Here is a 13,954-nt window from a genome sequence, read left to right as displayed (position 1 = left end):
CTGATCCACGCCGTCAGGGCTGGTTGTACGGGGTGACCACACGGATGGGTGAGGCGGCGGTCGCGACACCGCCGAGCGCGCCCCGGGCCTGCAGCAACATGCGGCACGCCAGATGGGCGTCGGCCCGGAGATCGTGGTGCAGCACGGCGGAGAGCGTGCCGGCCCGCAACAGCCGCGTATTGTCCTCGTCGAGGTCGTGGGCGATGAACACGCAACAGGTGCGGCCGGTGCGTTCGAATGCGCGGGCCGTGGCCACGTTGCCGCCGCCGATCGAGTAGACGGCCGCGATGTCCGGGTTCTGCTCGAGCGCCCGGAGCACCAGGCTCTCGATGGTCGCGTCGAGCCCGTCGCTCTCCGCGATGTCGATCACCGCACGGTCGGTGCCGAAACTTCGCAGTGCGGCTCGGAACCCCATCTCCCGTTCCTCCTCGCCACGGAAGGCATTGCTGCTCAGCGTGATCAGGACGGCGGACGACAGGTCGCCGAGCCACTGGTCGACGAGGTACGCGGCAGTCGCCCCCGCGGCCCGGTTGTCGATCCCGACGTAGCCGGCCCGCGAGCTGCCCGGCACGTCGGTGGCATAGGTGACCACCGGTATCCCCGCCGCGGTGAGCCGGTCGATGGCCTCGACGACCTCGACGGAGTCGGGCGCCTTCACGATCACGCCCTGTGTGCCGCGGGCCCCGATCCGATCGAGGGTCTCGACCATCGCCGGTGTCGAGCCGGTTTCCCGGAAATGGAACCGCGATCGCACGACGGCGGGGGCGAGGGTGGGCAGTTCCGCCTCCACGGCCGCGCGGAACGCGGTGGTGAAGCGTTCGGGGGACTGCATGACGACGTCGACGAGGAACTTGCGTCCACTCAGCTTCAACTGGGTGCGTTGTTTGTCGAGATCGCGGATCGCTTGCTGCACTTCCGCTCTCGTCGATTCCCGTACGCCGGGGCGTTCGTGGAGCACGCGGTCGACGGTGGCCTCGCTCAGCCCCGACTGCTGGGCGATCTCACGGACCTTGTAGCGGTGCTTCACGGCCGCCTCCTGAGGTGAAAATGATGGATTTCTGCTGTTGTTTGCCGATCACATCACAGCAAGACTATCTCCATGACCATCACGACTCCTCCGCCGACCGGCCGGCGTGAGTGGATCCGCGACTCCGACTGCGACCTCGACGCGTTTCGCGTCTCCGTGGATCGCTCGACGAACCTCGCCGACTACCCGTTCGCTCACTCCGTGGAGCAGAACGTCCTGCTGTACCGCAGTGACTTGCTGAAGCCCCACCTCGACGACGCGCAGTCCCGCCGCGCCGTGCAGACCGAACTCGGACGCGCGCTCACGGACGGTCCCGGAATCGTGGTGTTCCAGAATGCCTTCAGTGATCTCGGCGTACTGGATCGCGCCACGGAACAGTTCGACCTCCTCATCGCGCAGCAACACGCGTCGGGTGGTGTGGTGGGTGACCACTTCGGCAAGGCGGGCTCCAACGACCGCATCTGGAACGCCGCGCAGAAGCTGGCTTTCGGCGCCCCCGATGTGTTCGCCGAGTACTACGCCAACGACATCCTCGCGCTGATCTGCCAGAGCTGGCTGGGCCCGCTGTATCAGGTGACGTCGCAGGTCAACGTGGTCAACCCCGGCGGCGCCGCGCAGGTGCCGCATCGCGACTACCACCTGGGCATCGTGCCCCGGCACGAGCTGGCCGAGTACCCGGCGCACCTGCACCGGATGTCGGCCACGCTGACACTGCAAGGGGCGGTGGCACACTGCGACATGCCCGTCGAGAGCGGACCCACCCTGTATTTGCCGTACTCGCACCTGTTCGAGGCGGGATACCTGGCGGTCTCCCTACCGGAGTTCGTCGAGTTCTTCCGCGACAGTCATGTTCAGCTGCCGCTGAGGAAGGGCGACGCGGTGTTCTTCAACCCGGCGCTCTACCACGGCGCAGGCCACAACCGTTCGCACGCGATCCGGCGGACGGCCAATCTGCTCCAGATCTCGTCGCCGTTCGGCCGGGCGATGGAGGTGCTGGACCGGGAGGCCATGGCGAACGCCGTGTACCCCGCCCTGCTGGCACTGCAGAGTGCCGGGGCGAGCGAGCGCACCCTCCGCAATGCCGTCGTCGCGACGGCCGAGTGCTACCCGTTCCCCACCAACCTCGACCACGATCAACCGGTGCACAGTCTCGCGCCGGCCACCCAGGTGGACACAGTCTGGGAAGCGTTGCGGGAGAACGCCGATCCGGCGGTGCTCGCGGAACGTTTGGCCGCGCAGACCACCCGGCGACAGCCGTGAGCGGGATTCCCGACGCGGCCCCACTGTCACTACAACAGCACCGACCGGTGCGATGGGATGAAAGAGGACGATGACGATTCGACTTGCAGGTGCGCCCATTTCGTGGGGAGTGTGTGAGGTGGAGGGCTGGGGTCACCAGCTCGACCCCGACTGGGTGCTCACCGAGATGCGTGACGCCGGCCTGGCTGCCACCGAACTGGGACCGGACGGATTCCTCCCCTCGGATCCGCGCGAGCTGACGGACACCCTCGCCCGGTACGACCTGACGGCGGTCGGGGGATTCGTTCCGGTGCTGCTCCACGATCCGGATCACGACGCGGTCGCTGCGGTCGGCGGCGCGATCGAGTCACTCGTCGCGTCGGGGTCGGAGGTGATGGTCCTGGCGGCGGTGACGGGAGCCGCCGGTTACGATTCGCGACCGGAACTCGACGACTCGGGATGGAAGACGTTGTTGCGCAACCTCGACCGCCTGTCGTCGGCCGCTGCCGACCGCGGGCTCCGGGCGGTCATCCACCCCCACGTGGGGACGATGATCGAGAACCGTGCCGAGGTGGACAGCATCCTGGACGGCTCGTCGATTCCGCTGTGCCTGGACACCGGGCACCTGCTGATCGGCGGCACCGACCCCCTCGACCTCGTCACCAGGGCCCCCGAACGAATCGCCCACGCGCACCTGAAGGATGTCGATGCGGCGCTTCTCGCGCGGGTCCGGGTGGGCGAGCTCACCTACACCGAGGCTGTCGCGCAGGGGATGTACACGCCACTGGGCACCGGGGACGTGGATATCGCCGGGGTGGTCGAGCGGCTGCAGAATCAGGGCTACGACGGCTGGTACGTCCTCGAACAGGACACCATTCTCGCGTCGGAGCCGGAGGACGAAGGTCCCGTGCGCGACGTGGTCAGGAGCGTCGAATACCTGAGGAGCATCACGCGGTGAGGCCGTTGCCTCTGCGCTGAATCGTGCCGGCGGGGCGCGGCTACGACCGGGCCGGACCGGTCGTGCCGCGCACCACCAGGTGGGGGTCGATCACGAAATCCTGCGGGTCGAGGTCGTCGTTCTCGAGCCGGCCGATGGCGAACTGCACGGCGTGCCGCGCCAGTCCCTCCGTGTCCTGCCGCACGGTGGTGAGGTCGATCCGGGACAACTGGGCAAGGTGGCTGTCGTCGTACCCGACGATCGAGATGTCTCCCGGCACGTCGACGTGAGCGCGGGTGAACACGTCCATGAGACCGATGGCGCAGCGGTCGTTGCCGGCGAGCACGGCGGTCGGCAGGCGGTCCTCGGCCAGCAGGGTGTTCGCGGCGGCGATGCCTGCGTCCTCGGTGTGCTGGCCGGGAATGACGCGAATGTGGTCGGAGAGGTCGTGCCTGCGCATCGCCGCGAGGTACGCGCGACGCCGTTCGGGTGAGCCCGGGTCCGCGCCGCCGTCGACATGCACGATCTCGCGATGCCCGAGTTCGACCAGGTGGTCGACGGACTGCCGGATGCCCTTGGCGTCCGCTGTCCGCACGGTGTCGACGGCGGTGTGAGGGAGTGCGCGGCCGACGACGGTGACGACGGCACGGTCCGCGAGTGTGCGCAGATACGCCACCTCGGAGAGCGGGCCGAGCAGGATCAGGCCCTCGCACCGGTGGCTGAGGAGGGCTTCGATCGCCTTGTGTTCGTCTCGGGTGGGTGCGCTGGCGGAGAGCAGGACTTCGTATCCGGCGGCCTCGGCCTCCGCGTAGACGGTTCCGATCAGGTCGGCCTGGAAGGTCTGGTGGACGTCGATGAGCACGCCGAGGGTGCGGCTGCGGCCGCGCGCGAGCATGCGGGCGGCCCGGTCGAGCCGATAACCGAGGTCGTCTGCAGCCTGGAGGACGCGATCCCGGGTTTCGTCGGACGCTCCGGGCTTGTTGCTGAAGATCAGTGACACCAGGGTGCGCGACACCCCGGCCCGCGTCGCGACATCGGCCATCGTGGGGCGTCGGTGCAGGGCGGCCGGTAGCCGCTCCGCACCGTCGTGCGCGGCGGCTCGATCGTCGAGCATCTCGATCTCCCTCGGTTGCGTCGTCAGGGGGTGCATTCTCACGCAGCCCGATCTCTGCCCTTGACACCCTCTGTGATTCACATCATAGTAGATAACTGAAGCGCGTTAGTGAAGCGCTTCAGTTCAGCAAACTACGCCCCTTCGGCTGCATCGAGCCGAGCGCACTCGGGCGGTATCGACACGTGAACTGATCTTCCGTGTCGCGATGCGTGAGCATTCCCCAGAAAGGCCAACACCTGATGTCGACAACCCACTCGGCTGCCAGTGCCCGCGGAAGCGGCGGCGCTGCGCGCAACGAGCGCAGTCACAAACGCTTCCTGACCAAGCTCACCGTCATCTCCACGCTCGGCGGCCTGCTGTTCGGCTACGACACCGGTGTGATCTCCGGTGCGCTGCTCTACATGAAGGACGAGCTGAACCTCAGCGCCGTCGGCGAAGCCACCGTCGTGAGCTCGCTGCTCTTCCCGGGTGCCGCCGTCGGTGCGCTGCTCGGAGGCCGGCTGTCGGACGCTCTCGGCCGCAAGCGCACGCTCCTCGTCTGTGCGGGTCTGTTTCTCGTCGGCGCCCTCGGGTGTGCGATGGCCCCCAACGTGGAGATCATGGTGCTGGCGCGGATCGTCCTCGGTCTCGGTGTGGGCGCCGCCGCCGTCACCTGCCCGCTCTACCTGGCCGAGATGGCGCCGGTCGAGCGTCGCGGGCGGATGGTGACCATCAACGAACTGATGATCGTCACCGGTCAGATGCTCGCCTTCTCGATCAACGCGCTACTCGATCACCTCATCGAGGATCCGACGGTGTGGCGGTACATGCTGGCCATCGCCTCGGTGCCCGCAGTTCTGCTGATGCTCGGCATGCTCGTGCTCCCGGATTCACCGCGCTGGTACGCGTCGAAGGGCCGGCTCGCCGAGACGCGCAGCACCCTCGAGTTGAGCCGCAGCGAGTCGGACGCCGCAGTCGAGTACGCCAGCATCAGCCTCCATGCCGCCCGCGACCGGAACTCGAAGGTCAGTGGCGCCGTCCACTATCTGCGCGACTACCCGTGGATGCGCCGGATCCTCTGGATCGGCTGCGGTCTGGCCATTGTGCAGCAGGCGACGGGCATCAACACGGTCAACTACTACGCCCCGACGATCCTGGAACAGAGCGGGTTGGGTGTGAGCGCGTCCCTGGTGGCCACCATCGCGGTCGGTGTCACGTCGGTGGTCATGACAATTCTCGGAATCATCCTGCTGGGCTACGTGAATCGTCGCACGATGCTGCTGACCGGCTTCATTGGTGTGGCATCCTCGCAGGCCGCGTTGTCGCTGGTGTTCCTGCTGCCCTCATCCACGGGTCGCAGCTACATCATCCTCGCCGCGATGATGGTGTTCGTCGCCTTCGTGCAGTGCTTCATCGGAACCTGCGTGTGGTTGCTGCTCTCGGAGATCTTCCCGATGGCCATCCGCGGGTTCGCCATGGGCATCGCGGTCTTCGTGCTCTGGACGACGAACGCCTTGATCTCGTTCGTCTTCCCGATCCTGAACTCCGTCCTCGGGTCCACCGGAACGTTCGGCCTGTTCGTCCTCGTCAACCTGGTATCGGTGTACTTCGTGTACCGCTTCGTCCCGGAAACCAAGGGGCGCAGCCTCGAAGAGTTGGAGGACCGGCTCGGCGCAGGCAGGCCCGACGCGTCCGCTGCGGGCAGCACCGCCGCCGTCGCCGCCCACTGATCGCACGCTCTCACGCACCGGTGCCGCCGCCGTCGGGTGGTGGTGCCGGTGCGTGGTGGTGTGTGGCTCGTCTCCCGTGCAGTTCGTTCAAGTATTTCGCGTCCTGCTGGTCGTGGGAGCGCTCGGTGAGCAGTCGGAGGGCACAGGAGCGCTGTACCCCGCGGATGTGGTTGTGGGTGAGTTCGATTGCTGCCCCTTCGGGTTCGGTTCGGATGATGTCGCCGCGCGGTGTGGTCCATTCGAGGTTCCCTGCCCCGGTCTGGCGGACGGTCCAGGAGCCGTCGGTTTTCAGCCGGTGGTGGCGTCGGCACAGGCACGCGAGATTCGACTCGACGGTGAGACCACCGTTCTCGGGGTGGTCGTGGTCGAACGGCGTCGTGTGGTCGATGTCGCAGAGCCGCGCCGGGACTGGCAGTTGGGGAAGCGGCAGTTGCCGTCGCGGGCCCGGATCCTGCGGCCGAGAGCCGTCCCCGGTGCGTAGGTGAGTTCGGGTTTGGTTGCTGTGTTCCGGATGTAGGTCACGGGTATGCCGTGAGTCTTCTGAACGGGACTGATCCCGAGGACGTGCCCACCTGCGTCGCCTTCGGTGGCCAGCGTGTGGATGCGCTGGAAGACACCGTCGGCGGCCAATGTACGCGCGGAGTCCGCTGGGGGTACCTCCCTGTACGAAGTACTTGGGGGCAGATCGGCCCGTATCCCTCGAGGTGGGCGGGAAGGTCGTCGAGTCCGAGGAGTCGAGGCGTTGACGACGACCTGAATGAGAAGTGCCGCAACCGCATCGCGAGGGTGTGGGCGTCGGCTGCGGGAAGGTGTCCGTCGAGGTAGGCCATACCGTTCTCCGCGGGGCGGATCCATACGTCGCGATCGGCGACCGCGAGTGTGCTGCGGTGGGCGATGCTGTCGGGGTCGTGACGGGCGATGAGGTATGGGAACCGGAGTGGGCCGGGTTGATGCCGCGGCGCTCGTCCTCGTCGCAGCAGAGGTCGTAGAACTCGGTAACCGCCACAACTTGGCGGGCCGATGCGGCTCCGCGCCCGTGAGTGCTCGAGGAGTCCAGAGACTCGTCAACCACGCACGGGGAGCGGAGCTCCGCTCAGCAGCGCGTCCCTGGCCATCGTGGCGGCCCCGATCCGCTGGGCCGATTCGCCGAGTTGGGTTTCGCGGATTCGGGCGAGGGGGCGGTGTCCGGAACCGGTTGCGAGAGAAGCGTAGACGTCGCGCGCGTGGTCGAGGAACAGCGGTGCCGAACCGCTGACGCCACCGGAGACGACGACGAGATCGGGGTCGTAGACGTCACCGACCATGGCGAGTCCGACGCCCAGCCACCGGGCGAACTCCTCCATGGTGCGGACGGCGAGGGGGTCGCCGTCCCGCGCGGCGCTCGCGATACGGCGGCCGGTGAGCGATCCCGGATCGCTCGCGACCTCGCGTGCAAGGACCGTCGAACTCGTCGGGTCGGCGGCGAGGAGTTCGATGGCCGTGTCGACGAGGGCGGTTCCGCTGCAATACCGTTCCCAGCACCCCCGTTTGCCGCAGGCGCACGGTCTGCCGCCCGGCACCACCTGGAGGTGGCCCAGTTCGGGAGCGACGCCGTAACTGCCGCGGTAGAGCGTGCCGTCGATGAGCAGCGCCGCACCGATGCCGGTGCCGATCGCGACCATCACGACATTGCGACCACCGGCGGCGGCACCGAACCGATGCTCCGCCCACGCCGCCGCGTTCGCGTCGTGTTCGAGGACCACCGGCAGTCCGAGCCGGTCGCTCAGGTCGTTCGCGACCGGCACGTTCTTCCACGGCAGGTGCGGGGCGAAGCGCACCGTGGTGAGGTCGGAGCTGATGAATCCGGCCACGGCGAGACCGACGGCGGCGATCCGATGACGGGACGCGAGCTCGCGGACGGCGCGGTCGAGCGCGTCCTCGAGGGCTTTCGCCGACTGCGGTGTGGGTGCCTGGACGGAGTCGAGTACCTCGCCGGTCTCGTCGACCACACAGGCACGGATACTGGTACCACCGACGTCGATGCCGACGGTGAGAGCGGAAGCAGGCACGGAGGGGACGGTACTCACCGTGCGGAGGCCGTCGCCGCCTCGGGTACCGCCCGGGAAGAATCCTCCCAGGCATCGAGCCGGTTGATCGCCGTCCTCGCGACCACCTGTTGCTCCGTGACCGCCAGGTGTCCCCGGGTCCTGCCCAGGAACGACCATGTCCAGGACATGGCGGTCGCGAGTCGGCTCTTGAATCCGACGATGTAGACCAGGTGGATCAGGAGCCAGAGCAGCCAGGCGAGCAGCCCGGTCAGTTGGAGGCGGCCGACCTTCGCGACCGCGTGGAAGCGGGAGATCATGGCCATGCTGCCCTTGTCCGTGTATCGGAACGGGGTGCGTTCGGGCTTGTCGCGACCTTTCCGGTGGGCGCGCACCTCCGCGGCGATCAGTTGCGCGGCGTAGCGGCCGCCCTGGATCGCGACCTGCGCGACACCGGGAAGGCCGTCGCGGTTCATCATGTCGCCGACGACGAAGACGTTGCTGTGGCCGGGCAGTGTGAGGTCGGGTTCGACGAGGACACGGCCCGCGCGGTCGGTGTCGGCGCCGGTCTGTTCGGCCAGTTGCCGGCCCAACGGGCTGGCCGCGACACCTGCGGACCAGATCTTGCAGGCGGCCTCGATCCGCCGCTCGACGCCGTCCTGGTCGCGGACGGTGAGTCCGTCGTCGTCGACGTCGGTCACCATCGCGCCGAGCTGGATCTCGACACCGAGATCCTCCAGCGTATCGGCGGCAGCTCGACGCAGCTTCTCGTCGAAGGGCGGGAGCACCGTGGGCGCCGCGTCGAGGATGATGATCCGCGCGTCACGGGGATCGATGGTGCGGTAGGCGCCGGCGAGAGTGCGGTGCGCGAGCTGGGCGATCTCGCCGGCCATCTCGACTCCGGTGGGGCCGGCGCCGACCACGACGAACGTCAGGAGTCGCGCCCGCTCGGCGGGGTCGGTGCTCACCTCGGCGCTTTCGAAGGCGCCGAGGATGCGGCCGCGCAGCTCGAGGGCGTCGTCGATCGTCTTCATCCCGGGTGCGTGTTCGGCGAAATGGTCGTTGCCGAAATAGGATTGGCGGGCACCGGCCGAGACGACGAGGCTGTCGTACTCGGTGACGGTGGTGCGGCCGCGGTGTGTGGACGTGACGGTCCGGTCGGCGACGTCGATCGTCTCGACTCCGCCGATCAGGACGGACGCGTTCTGCTGGTCCTCGAGGACGAGCCGGGTCGCGGGCGCGATCTCACCCTCGGACAGGATTCCCGTCGCCACCTGGTACAGCAACGGCTGGAACAAGTGGTGTGTCGTGCGATCGATCAGAGTGACATCGACGTCCGTCCGTTTCAGAGCCTTGGTGGCGAAGAGGCCGCCGAATCCCGATCCGATGACCACGACCCGATGACGGCGGGCGAGAGAGGTGTCGCTCATGAAGTTCCTTTCGATCGAACGGACTCCGCGCCGGACCGCGGACGGTCCGGCGCGGAGAACCAGTACCTATGCGTTCTGGGGGAAGCCGAGGTTGAGGCCGCCGTGGCTGGGGTCGAGCCAGCGGGTGGTGACGACCTTGCCGCGGGTGAAGAAGTGCACGCCTTCGGTGCCGTGGGCGTGGCTGTCGCCGAACAGGGAGTTCTTCCAGCCCCCGAAGCTGTAGTACGCCATGGGGACGGGGATGGGGACGTTGATGCCGACCATGCCGACCTCGACCTCGTTCTGGAACCGTCGGGCGGCGCCGCCGTCGTTGGTGAAGATGGCGGTGCCGTTGCCGAACTGGCTCGAGTTCACCAGTTCCAGGGCCTCGTCGTAGGAGTCGACGCGGATGACGGAGAGGACGGGTCCGAAGATTTCGTCGGTGTAGACGCTCATGTCGGTGGTGACGTGGTCGATGAGGGTCGGTCCGAGCCAGAACCCGTCCTTGCCGCCATTTGCCTGCACGGTGCGCCCGTCGACCACGATCGTCGCGCCGTCGTTTTCGCCGGCGTCGATGTAGGAGGCGACCTTGTCGCGGTGCACCTTGGTCACCAGCGGGCCCATGTCGGAATCCTGGGTGCCGTCGCCGATCTTCAACGTATCGGTGCGGTCCTTGATCTTGGCGACCAACTCGTCGGCGATGTCGCCGACCGCGACCAGGGCACTGATGGCCATGCAGCGTTCCCCGGCGGACCCGAAGCCGGCGTTGACCATGGCGTCGGCGGCGAGGTCGAGGTCGGCGTCCGGCAGGACGATGGCGTGGTTCTTCGCCCCACCCAACGCTTGGACGCGTTTGCCGTGGGCGGTGCCGGTGGCGTACACGTACTGGGCGATGGGGGTGGAGCCGACGAAACTGATGGCCTTGATCGCGGGGTGGGTGAGCAGTTCGTCGACGGCGGTCTTGTCGCCCTGCAGGACGTTGAAGACCCCGGCCGGGAGTCCGGCTTCGGCCCAGAGTTCGGCCATCCAGATCGCGGCGGTGGGGTCCTTCTCGCTGGGCTTGAGGACGACGGTGTTGCCGGCGGCGATGGCGATGGGGAAGAACCACATCGGGACCATGGCGGGGAAGTTGAACGGGGAGATGATGCCGACCGGGCCGACGGGTTGGCGGAGGGAGGAGACGTCGATGTTGGTGGAGGCGTTTTCGGTCATGCCGCCTTTGAGCAGATGGGCGATGCCGCAGGCGAATTCGACGACTTCCTGGCCGCGGGAGACTTCGCCGAGGGCGTCGGAGACGACCTTGCCGTGCTCGGCGGTGATGATCTCGGCGAGTTCGCCCTTGCGGGCGTTGAGCAGTTCCCGGAATGTGAAGATCACCTGGGTGCGCTTGGCGAGGGAGGTGTCGCGCCAGGCGGGGAACGCGGCGGCGGCGGCGTCGATGACGGCGCGGGCGTCCTCGACGCTGGCGAGTGCGACCTGACCGGTGACGGCACCGGTCGCCGGGTTGGTGACCGGGGCGGTGTTGCCGCTGGTACCGGCGAATCCCTTGCCGTCGGACCAGTGTGCGATCTCGCGAGTGATGTTGGTGCTCATGTGTTGTCCTTTCACCGCGTGCGCGCGATGTAATCCTTCATGGTCTTCAGTTGGTAGCGGGAGACGTCGTGAGCGTTCTCGTCTTCGGCGAAAACGCTCGACACCATCACCGTGTCGGGTTTGTCGTAGAAGCCGAGTTCGCCGAGCCCGCCGAAGAACTCGTCCCAGTCGAGGTCGCCGTCGCCGATCTTGAGGTGCTGGTGCACACGCACCGGGTTGCCGGGCGGGTTGGTGATGTACCGCAGTCCGTGGGAGCGGTGGTGATCCATCGTGTCCGCGACGTGGACGAGCCGCAGCATGTCGCCGGCCGCGCGCATGATCTCGAGCATCCCGGCGCCCATGTGGTACGAGTGGCACGCGACGTACACCAGTCCGAAGTTCTTCGAGTTGATGCCGCGGATCATCCGGATGGCGTCCAGACCGTTCTCCACGAAATCGTCGGGGTGCGGGTCGATGCGAACGTCGATGCCTTCACGCTCGATGATGGGGACGAGTTCCTCCATCGACCGGTAGAAGGCGCGCTCCGATTCCTCGGCCTTCTCCGGGCGGCCGCTGAATTCGGTGTTCATCACGTTCACACCGAGGTCGACGGTGATCTGAATGGCGCGCTTCCAGTACCGCACCGCCGCCTCGCGGGCGTCTTCGTCGGGGCCCGACCACCGCAGGACCGGCAACACGGAGGCGATTCCGACGCCCGCATCGCTGCAGGACTTGCGGAACTGCCGAACCAGCTCGTCGTCGGCCTTCGGGTGGTTGAAGAACGGGATCATGTCGCGATGAGGGGTGAGCTGCAGGTGTTCGAAGCCGAGTTCGGCAACCACCGCCGGCAATTCGAGGAGGGAGTAGTCGTGGTGGAAGGGGGTGGGGTCGAGTGCAATCTTCATCGTGTTCATGCCCCCGGAATGGAGGAACGGTCGACCATGTCGACGGCCACGCGCTCGCCGGTCTCGAGCGACTGCACGCCGGCAGCGCACACGGCGGCGGCGGCGTAGCCGTCCCACGCACCCGGTCCGTCGATGTAGTTGCCGGTCTCCGCGCCCGTGCGGGCGGCGTTGACCCAGCGCTGGATCTCGACGTCGTACGCCTGGCCGAAGCGTTCCTTGAACGACGGGGTGATCTCCCCGCCCGACATACCTGCGCCCGAGCGGCCGTTGCCCGCGCCGGTGCCGTACTTGCGGACGAGTCCGACATCGAGACCGATGAACGCCGAACCCTTCTCGGCGACGATCTCGGTGCGCACCTCGTACGCGACACCGGTGGTCACGAAGACCTCGACGTCGACGTGGCGACCGGATTCGGTGCTGAAGAACGCGATCTGCGGATCCTGCAGTCCCTCGGGTGCACCCGGGTTCGCGGCGGGGCGGAGGATCTGTACCGAGGTGATCTCCTCGTCGAACAGGAATCGGGTGACGTCCACCTCGTGGACCAGCGAGTCCTTGACGATCATCGAGCTGTCGAAGCTCGGCGGCACGGCGGGGTTGCGGTGCACGCAGTGGGCGAGAAGCACCTGCCCGAACACACCATCGTCGATGAGCGACTTCAGCTGCTCGTACTCGTGGTCGAAACGTCGCATGAAGCCGACCTGGATCAGCTTCTTACCGAGCTCGGCTTCGCGCTTGACGATCTCGAGGGACGTGGCGACGTCGGTGGTCAGCGGCTTCTCACACATCACCGGCTTGCCGTGCTCGAGGCAGGCGAGAAGCTGCTTCTCGTGCGTCGGGCCGGGGGTGGCCAGGACGACGGCGTCGACACCCGGGTCGGCGATCGCGTCGAGCGGGTCGCCGATCACTCGGCAGCCGGGGATCCCGGCCGCGATCTGCTCGGCCTTCTCGACGAAGTAGTCGTTGACGACGGCGACGGTGGCGCCCTTGATGCGTTCGGTGATGCGTGCGACGTGGTCGGCACCCATCATTCCGACACCCAGGACGGCGATGCGCAGGTCGTTGCTTCCGGACATAGCTGACTAGCTCCTGACGTGATCGGTTAGACGAACGTGACGGACGGGATCCCGCAGGACCCCAGGTACTTACGGGTGCGCTGGGCGATCGGCAGCGGAACGTCCACAGCGCAGGGGTAGAGATCCTGCTCGACGATCGCGAACACGTCGATGTCGAGCTTCTCGATTGCGGCGAGCAGCGGCGGCAGGTCGGGGATGCCGAGCGGCGGCTCGATCATCGCGCCGAGCTTGACGGCCTCGCCGAACGGCAGGTCCTCGGCCTCGACCTTGGCGCGGACCTCGGGATCGACCTGCTTGAGGTGCAGGTAGCCGATCCGCTCGGGAGCGCGCTCGATGATCGCGAGGTTGTCGCCGCCGCAGTAGCTGATGTGGCCGGTGTCGAGGCACAGGTTCACGTACTCGCTGTCGGTGCCGTCGAGGAAGCGGTACACATTCTCCTCGGTGTCGACGTGGCTGTCCGCGTGCGGGTGGTACTGCGCCTTCACGCCGTACTGCTCGAACATCTTCTTGCCCAGCTCGTTCATGCCGCCGGTCTTCTTCTTCCACTGCTCCGCAGTGAGATTGCGGTCCTCGAGCACCTCGCCGCTGCTCGGGTCGCGCCACATCTCCGGGATCACGACCACATGCTTGCCGCCGGCGGCGGCGGTCAGCTTCGCGACGTCCTCGATCTGGGTCCACACGGCATCCCAGGAGTCGTCCTGGTGCAGGTGCTCGAACACGGTGCCGGCCGACAGTTTCAGATTGTGGGCCGCGAGTTCGTCACGGAGCTGCTGCGGATCGGTCGGCAGGTAGCCGTACGGGCCCAGCTCGATCCACTCGTAACCGGACGCGGACACCTCGTCGAGGAACCGCCCGTACGGGGTCTGCTGCGGGTCTTCGGGGAACCAGACACCCCAGGAGTCGGGGGCGGATCCGACGCGAATAACGCTCATCGGGAAATCCTTT

13 protein-coding genes are annotated in these 13,954 nt (G+C 67.3%); 4 read left to right on the top strand and 9 right to left on the bottom strand.

The annotated features are described in order from the left end of the window. Positions 1-13 precede the first annotated feature (13 nt). Positions 14-1,027, bottom strand: coding sequence for a LacI family DNA-binding transcriptional regulator (locus ACLIVD_RS25735; RefSeq protein ID WP_491930845.1), 1,014 nt, complete (start codon positions 1,025-1,027; stop codon positions 14-16). 72 nt (positions 1,028-1,099) lie between these two features. On the opposite strand from ACLIVD_RS25735, the gene ACLIVD_RS25730 reads away from it, so the two are divergent. Together ACLIVD_RS25730 and ACLIVD_RS25725 are read left to right on the top strand one after the other, a co-directional pair. Beyond that, the gene (locus ACLIVD_RS25730; RefSeq protein ID WP_491930844.1) at positions 1,100-2,287 is read left to right on the top strand and encodes a phytanoyl-CoA dioxygenase family protein; all 1,188 of its coding nucleotides are present in this window, start codon (positions 1,100-1,102) and stop codon (positions 2,285-2,287) included. A gap of 70 nt (positions 2,288-2,357) precedes the next feature. Next, complete coding sequence (locus ACLIVD_RS25725; protein WP_491930843.1) at positions 2,358-3,224, top strand: sugar phosphate isomerase/epimerase family protein; 867 nt, start codon at positions 2,358-2,360, stop codon at positions 3,222-3,224. A 40-nt stretch (positions 3,225-3,264) separates the two neighbouring features. On the opposite strand, the gene ACLIVD_RS25720 is transcribed toward ACLIVD_RS25725, so the two are convergent. After that, positions 3,265-4,317: a LacI family DNA-binding transcriptional regulator gene (locus ACLIVD_RS25720; protein ID WP_283333584.1), complete on the bottom strand. Its 1,053-nt coding sequence runs from the start codon at positions 4,315-4,317 to the stop codon at positions 3,265-3,267. A 239-nt stretch (positions 4,318-4,556) separates the two neighbouring features. Here ACLIVD_RS25720 and ACLIVD_RS25715 point away from each other — a divergent pair, with 239 nt between their 5' ends. Together ACLIVD_RS25715 and ACLIVD_RS25710 are read left to right on the top strand one after the other, a co-directional pair. Then, positions 4,557-6,026 (top strand): sugar porter family MFS transporter, encoded by a 1,470-nt coding sequence (locus tag ACLIVD_RS25715; protein WP_477954768.1) that lies wholly within the window; start codon positions 4,557-4,559, stop codon positions 6,024-6,026. Between the two features lie 76 nt (positions 6,027-6,102). Next, complete coding sequence (locus ACLIVD_RS25710) at positions 6,103-6,507, top strand: hypothetical protein (protein WP_283333586.1); 405 nt, start codon at positions 6,103-6,105, stop codon at positions 6,505-6,507. A gap of 37 nt (positions 6,508-6,544) precedes the next feature. Here the strand turns inward: ACLIVD_RS25710 and ACLIVD_RS25705 are convergent, their stop codons facing one another. From ACLIVD_RS25705 to ACLIVD_RS25675, 7 genes are all read right to left on the bottom strand, one after another. Then, positions 6,545-6,946, bottom strand: a complete 402-nt coding sequence (locus tag ACLIVD_RS25705; protein WP_491932922.1) for a hypothetical protein — start codon at positions 6,944-6,946, stop codon at positions 6,545-6,547. Between the two features lie 144 nt (positions 6,947-7,090). Next, entirely contained in the window at positions 7,091-8,092 is a 1,002-nt protein-coding gene (locus ACLIVD_RS25700; RefSeq protein WP_280782356.1) for an ROK family protein, read from the bottom strand. Next, a complete protein-coding gene (locus ACLIVD_RS25695; protein ID WP_491930842.1) occupies positions 8,089-9,480 on the bottom strand; it encodes an NAD(P)/FAD-dependent oxidoreductase in 1,392 nt (463 codons plus the stop codon). The genes ACLIVD_RS25700 and ACLIVD_RS25695 overlap by 4 nt, the downstream gene beginning before the upstream one ends. Before the next feature lie 66 nt (positions 9,481-9,546). Continuing rightward, positions 9,547-11,052, bottom strand: a complete 1,506-nt coding sequence (locus ACLIVD_RS25690; RefSeq protein ID WP_280782358.1) for a CoA-acylating methylmalonate-semialdehyde dehydrogenase — start codon at positions 11,050-11,052, stop codon at positions 9,547-9,549. A gap of 11 nt (positions 11,053-11,063) precedes the next feature. Continuing rightward, positions 11,064-11,936 carry a sugar phosphate isomerase/epimerase family protein gene (locus ACLIVD_RS25685; protein ID WP_005261338.1) on the bottom strand — a complete coding sequence of 291 codons (873 nt, stop codon included), beginning with the start codon at positions 11,934-11,936 and terminating at the stop codon, positions 11,064-11,066. A 5-nt stretch (positions 11,937-11,941) separates the two neighbouring features. Continuing rightward, positions 11,942-13,009, bottom strand: coding sequence for a Gfo/Idh/MocA family protein (locus ACLIVD_RS25680; RefSeq protein ID WP_005562834.1), 1,068 nt, complete (start codon positions 13,007-13,009; stop codon positions 11,942-11,944). A 26-nt stretch (positions 13,010-13,035) separates the two neighbouring features. Then, entirely contained in the window at positions 13,036-13,941 is a 906-nt protein-coding gene (locus tag ACLIVD_RS25675; RefSeq protein ID WP_265146199.1) for a sugar phosphate isomerase/epimerase family protein, read from the bottom strand. Positions 13,942-13,954: the final 13 nt, after the last annotated feature.

This window comes from Rhodococcus sp. G6(2025) (assembly GCF_058628105.1).
The sequence above is the reverse complement of the archived record's forward strand: the minus strand, read 5'-3'. Positions and strand labels throughout refer to the sequence as shown.

Excerpts from the sequence above, each read along its gene's own strand:
- ACLIVD_RS25715 (WP_477954768.1), top strand. The coding sequence starts at position 4,557 with ATGTCGACAACCCACTCGGCTGCCAGTGCCCGCGGAAGCGGCGGCGCT.
- ACLIVD_RS25720 (WP_283333584.1), bottom strand. The coding sequence starts at position 4,317 with ATGCTCGACGATCGAGCCGCCGCGCACGACGGTGCGGAGCGGCTACCG.
- ACLIVD_RS25695 (WP_491930842.1), bottom strand. The coding sequence starts at position 9,480 with ATGAGCGACACCTCTCTCGCCCGCCGTCATCGGGTCGTGGTCATCGGA.
- ACLIVD_RS25690 (WP_280782358.1), bottom strand. The coding sequence starts at position 11,052 with ATGAGCACCAACATCACTCGCGAGATCGCACACTGGTCCGACGGCAAG.
- ACLIVD_RS25685 (WP_005261338.1), bottom strand. The coding sequence starts at position 11,936 with ATGAAGATTGCACTCGACCCCACCCCCTTCCACCACGACTACTCCCTC.
- ACLIVD_RS25725 (WP_491930843.1), top strand. The coding sequence starts at position 2,358 with ATGACGATTCGACTTGCAGGTGCGCCCATTTCGTGGGGAGTGTGTGAG.
- ACLIVD_RS25675 (WP_265146199.1), bottom strand. The coding sequence starts at position 13,941 with ATGAGCGTTATTCGCGTCGGATCCGCCCCCGACTCCTGGGGTGTCTGG.
- ACLIVD_RS25730 (WP_491930844.1), top strand. The coding sequence starts at position 1,100 with ATGACCATCACGACTCCTCCGCCGACCGGCCGGCGTGAGTGGATCCGC.
- ACLIVD_RS25680 (WP_005562834.1), bottom strand. The coding sequence starts at position 13,009 with ATGTCCGGAAGCAACGACCTGCGCATCGCCGTCCTGGGTGTCGGAATG.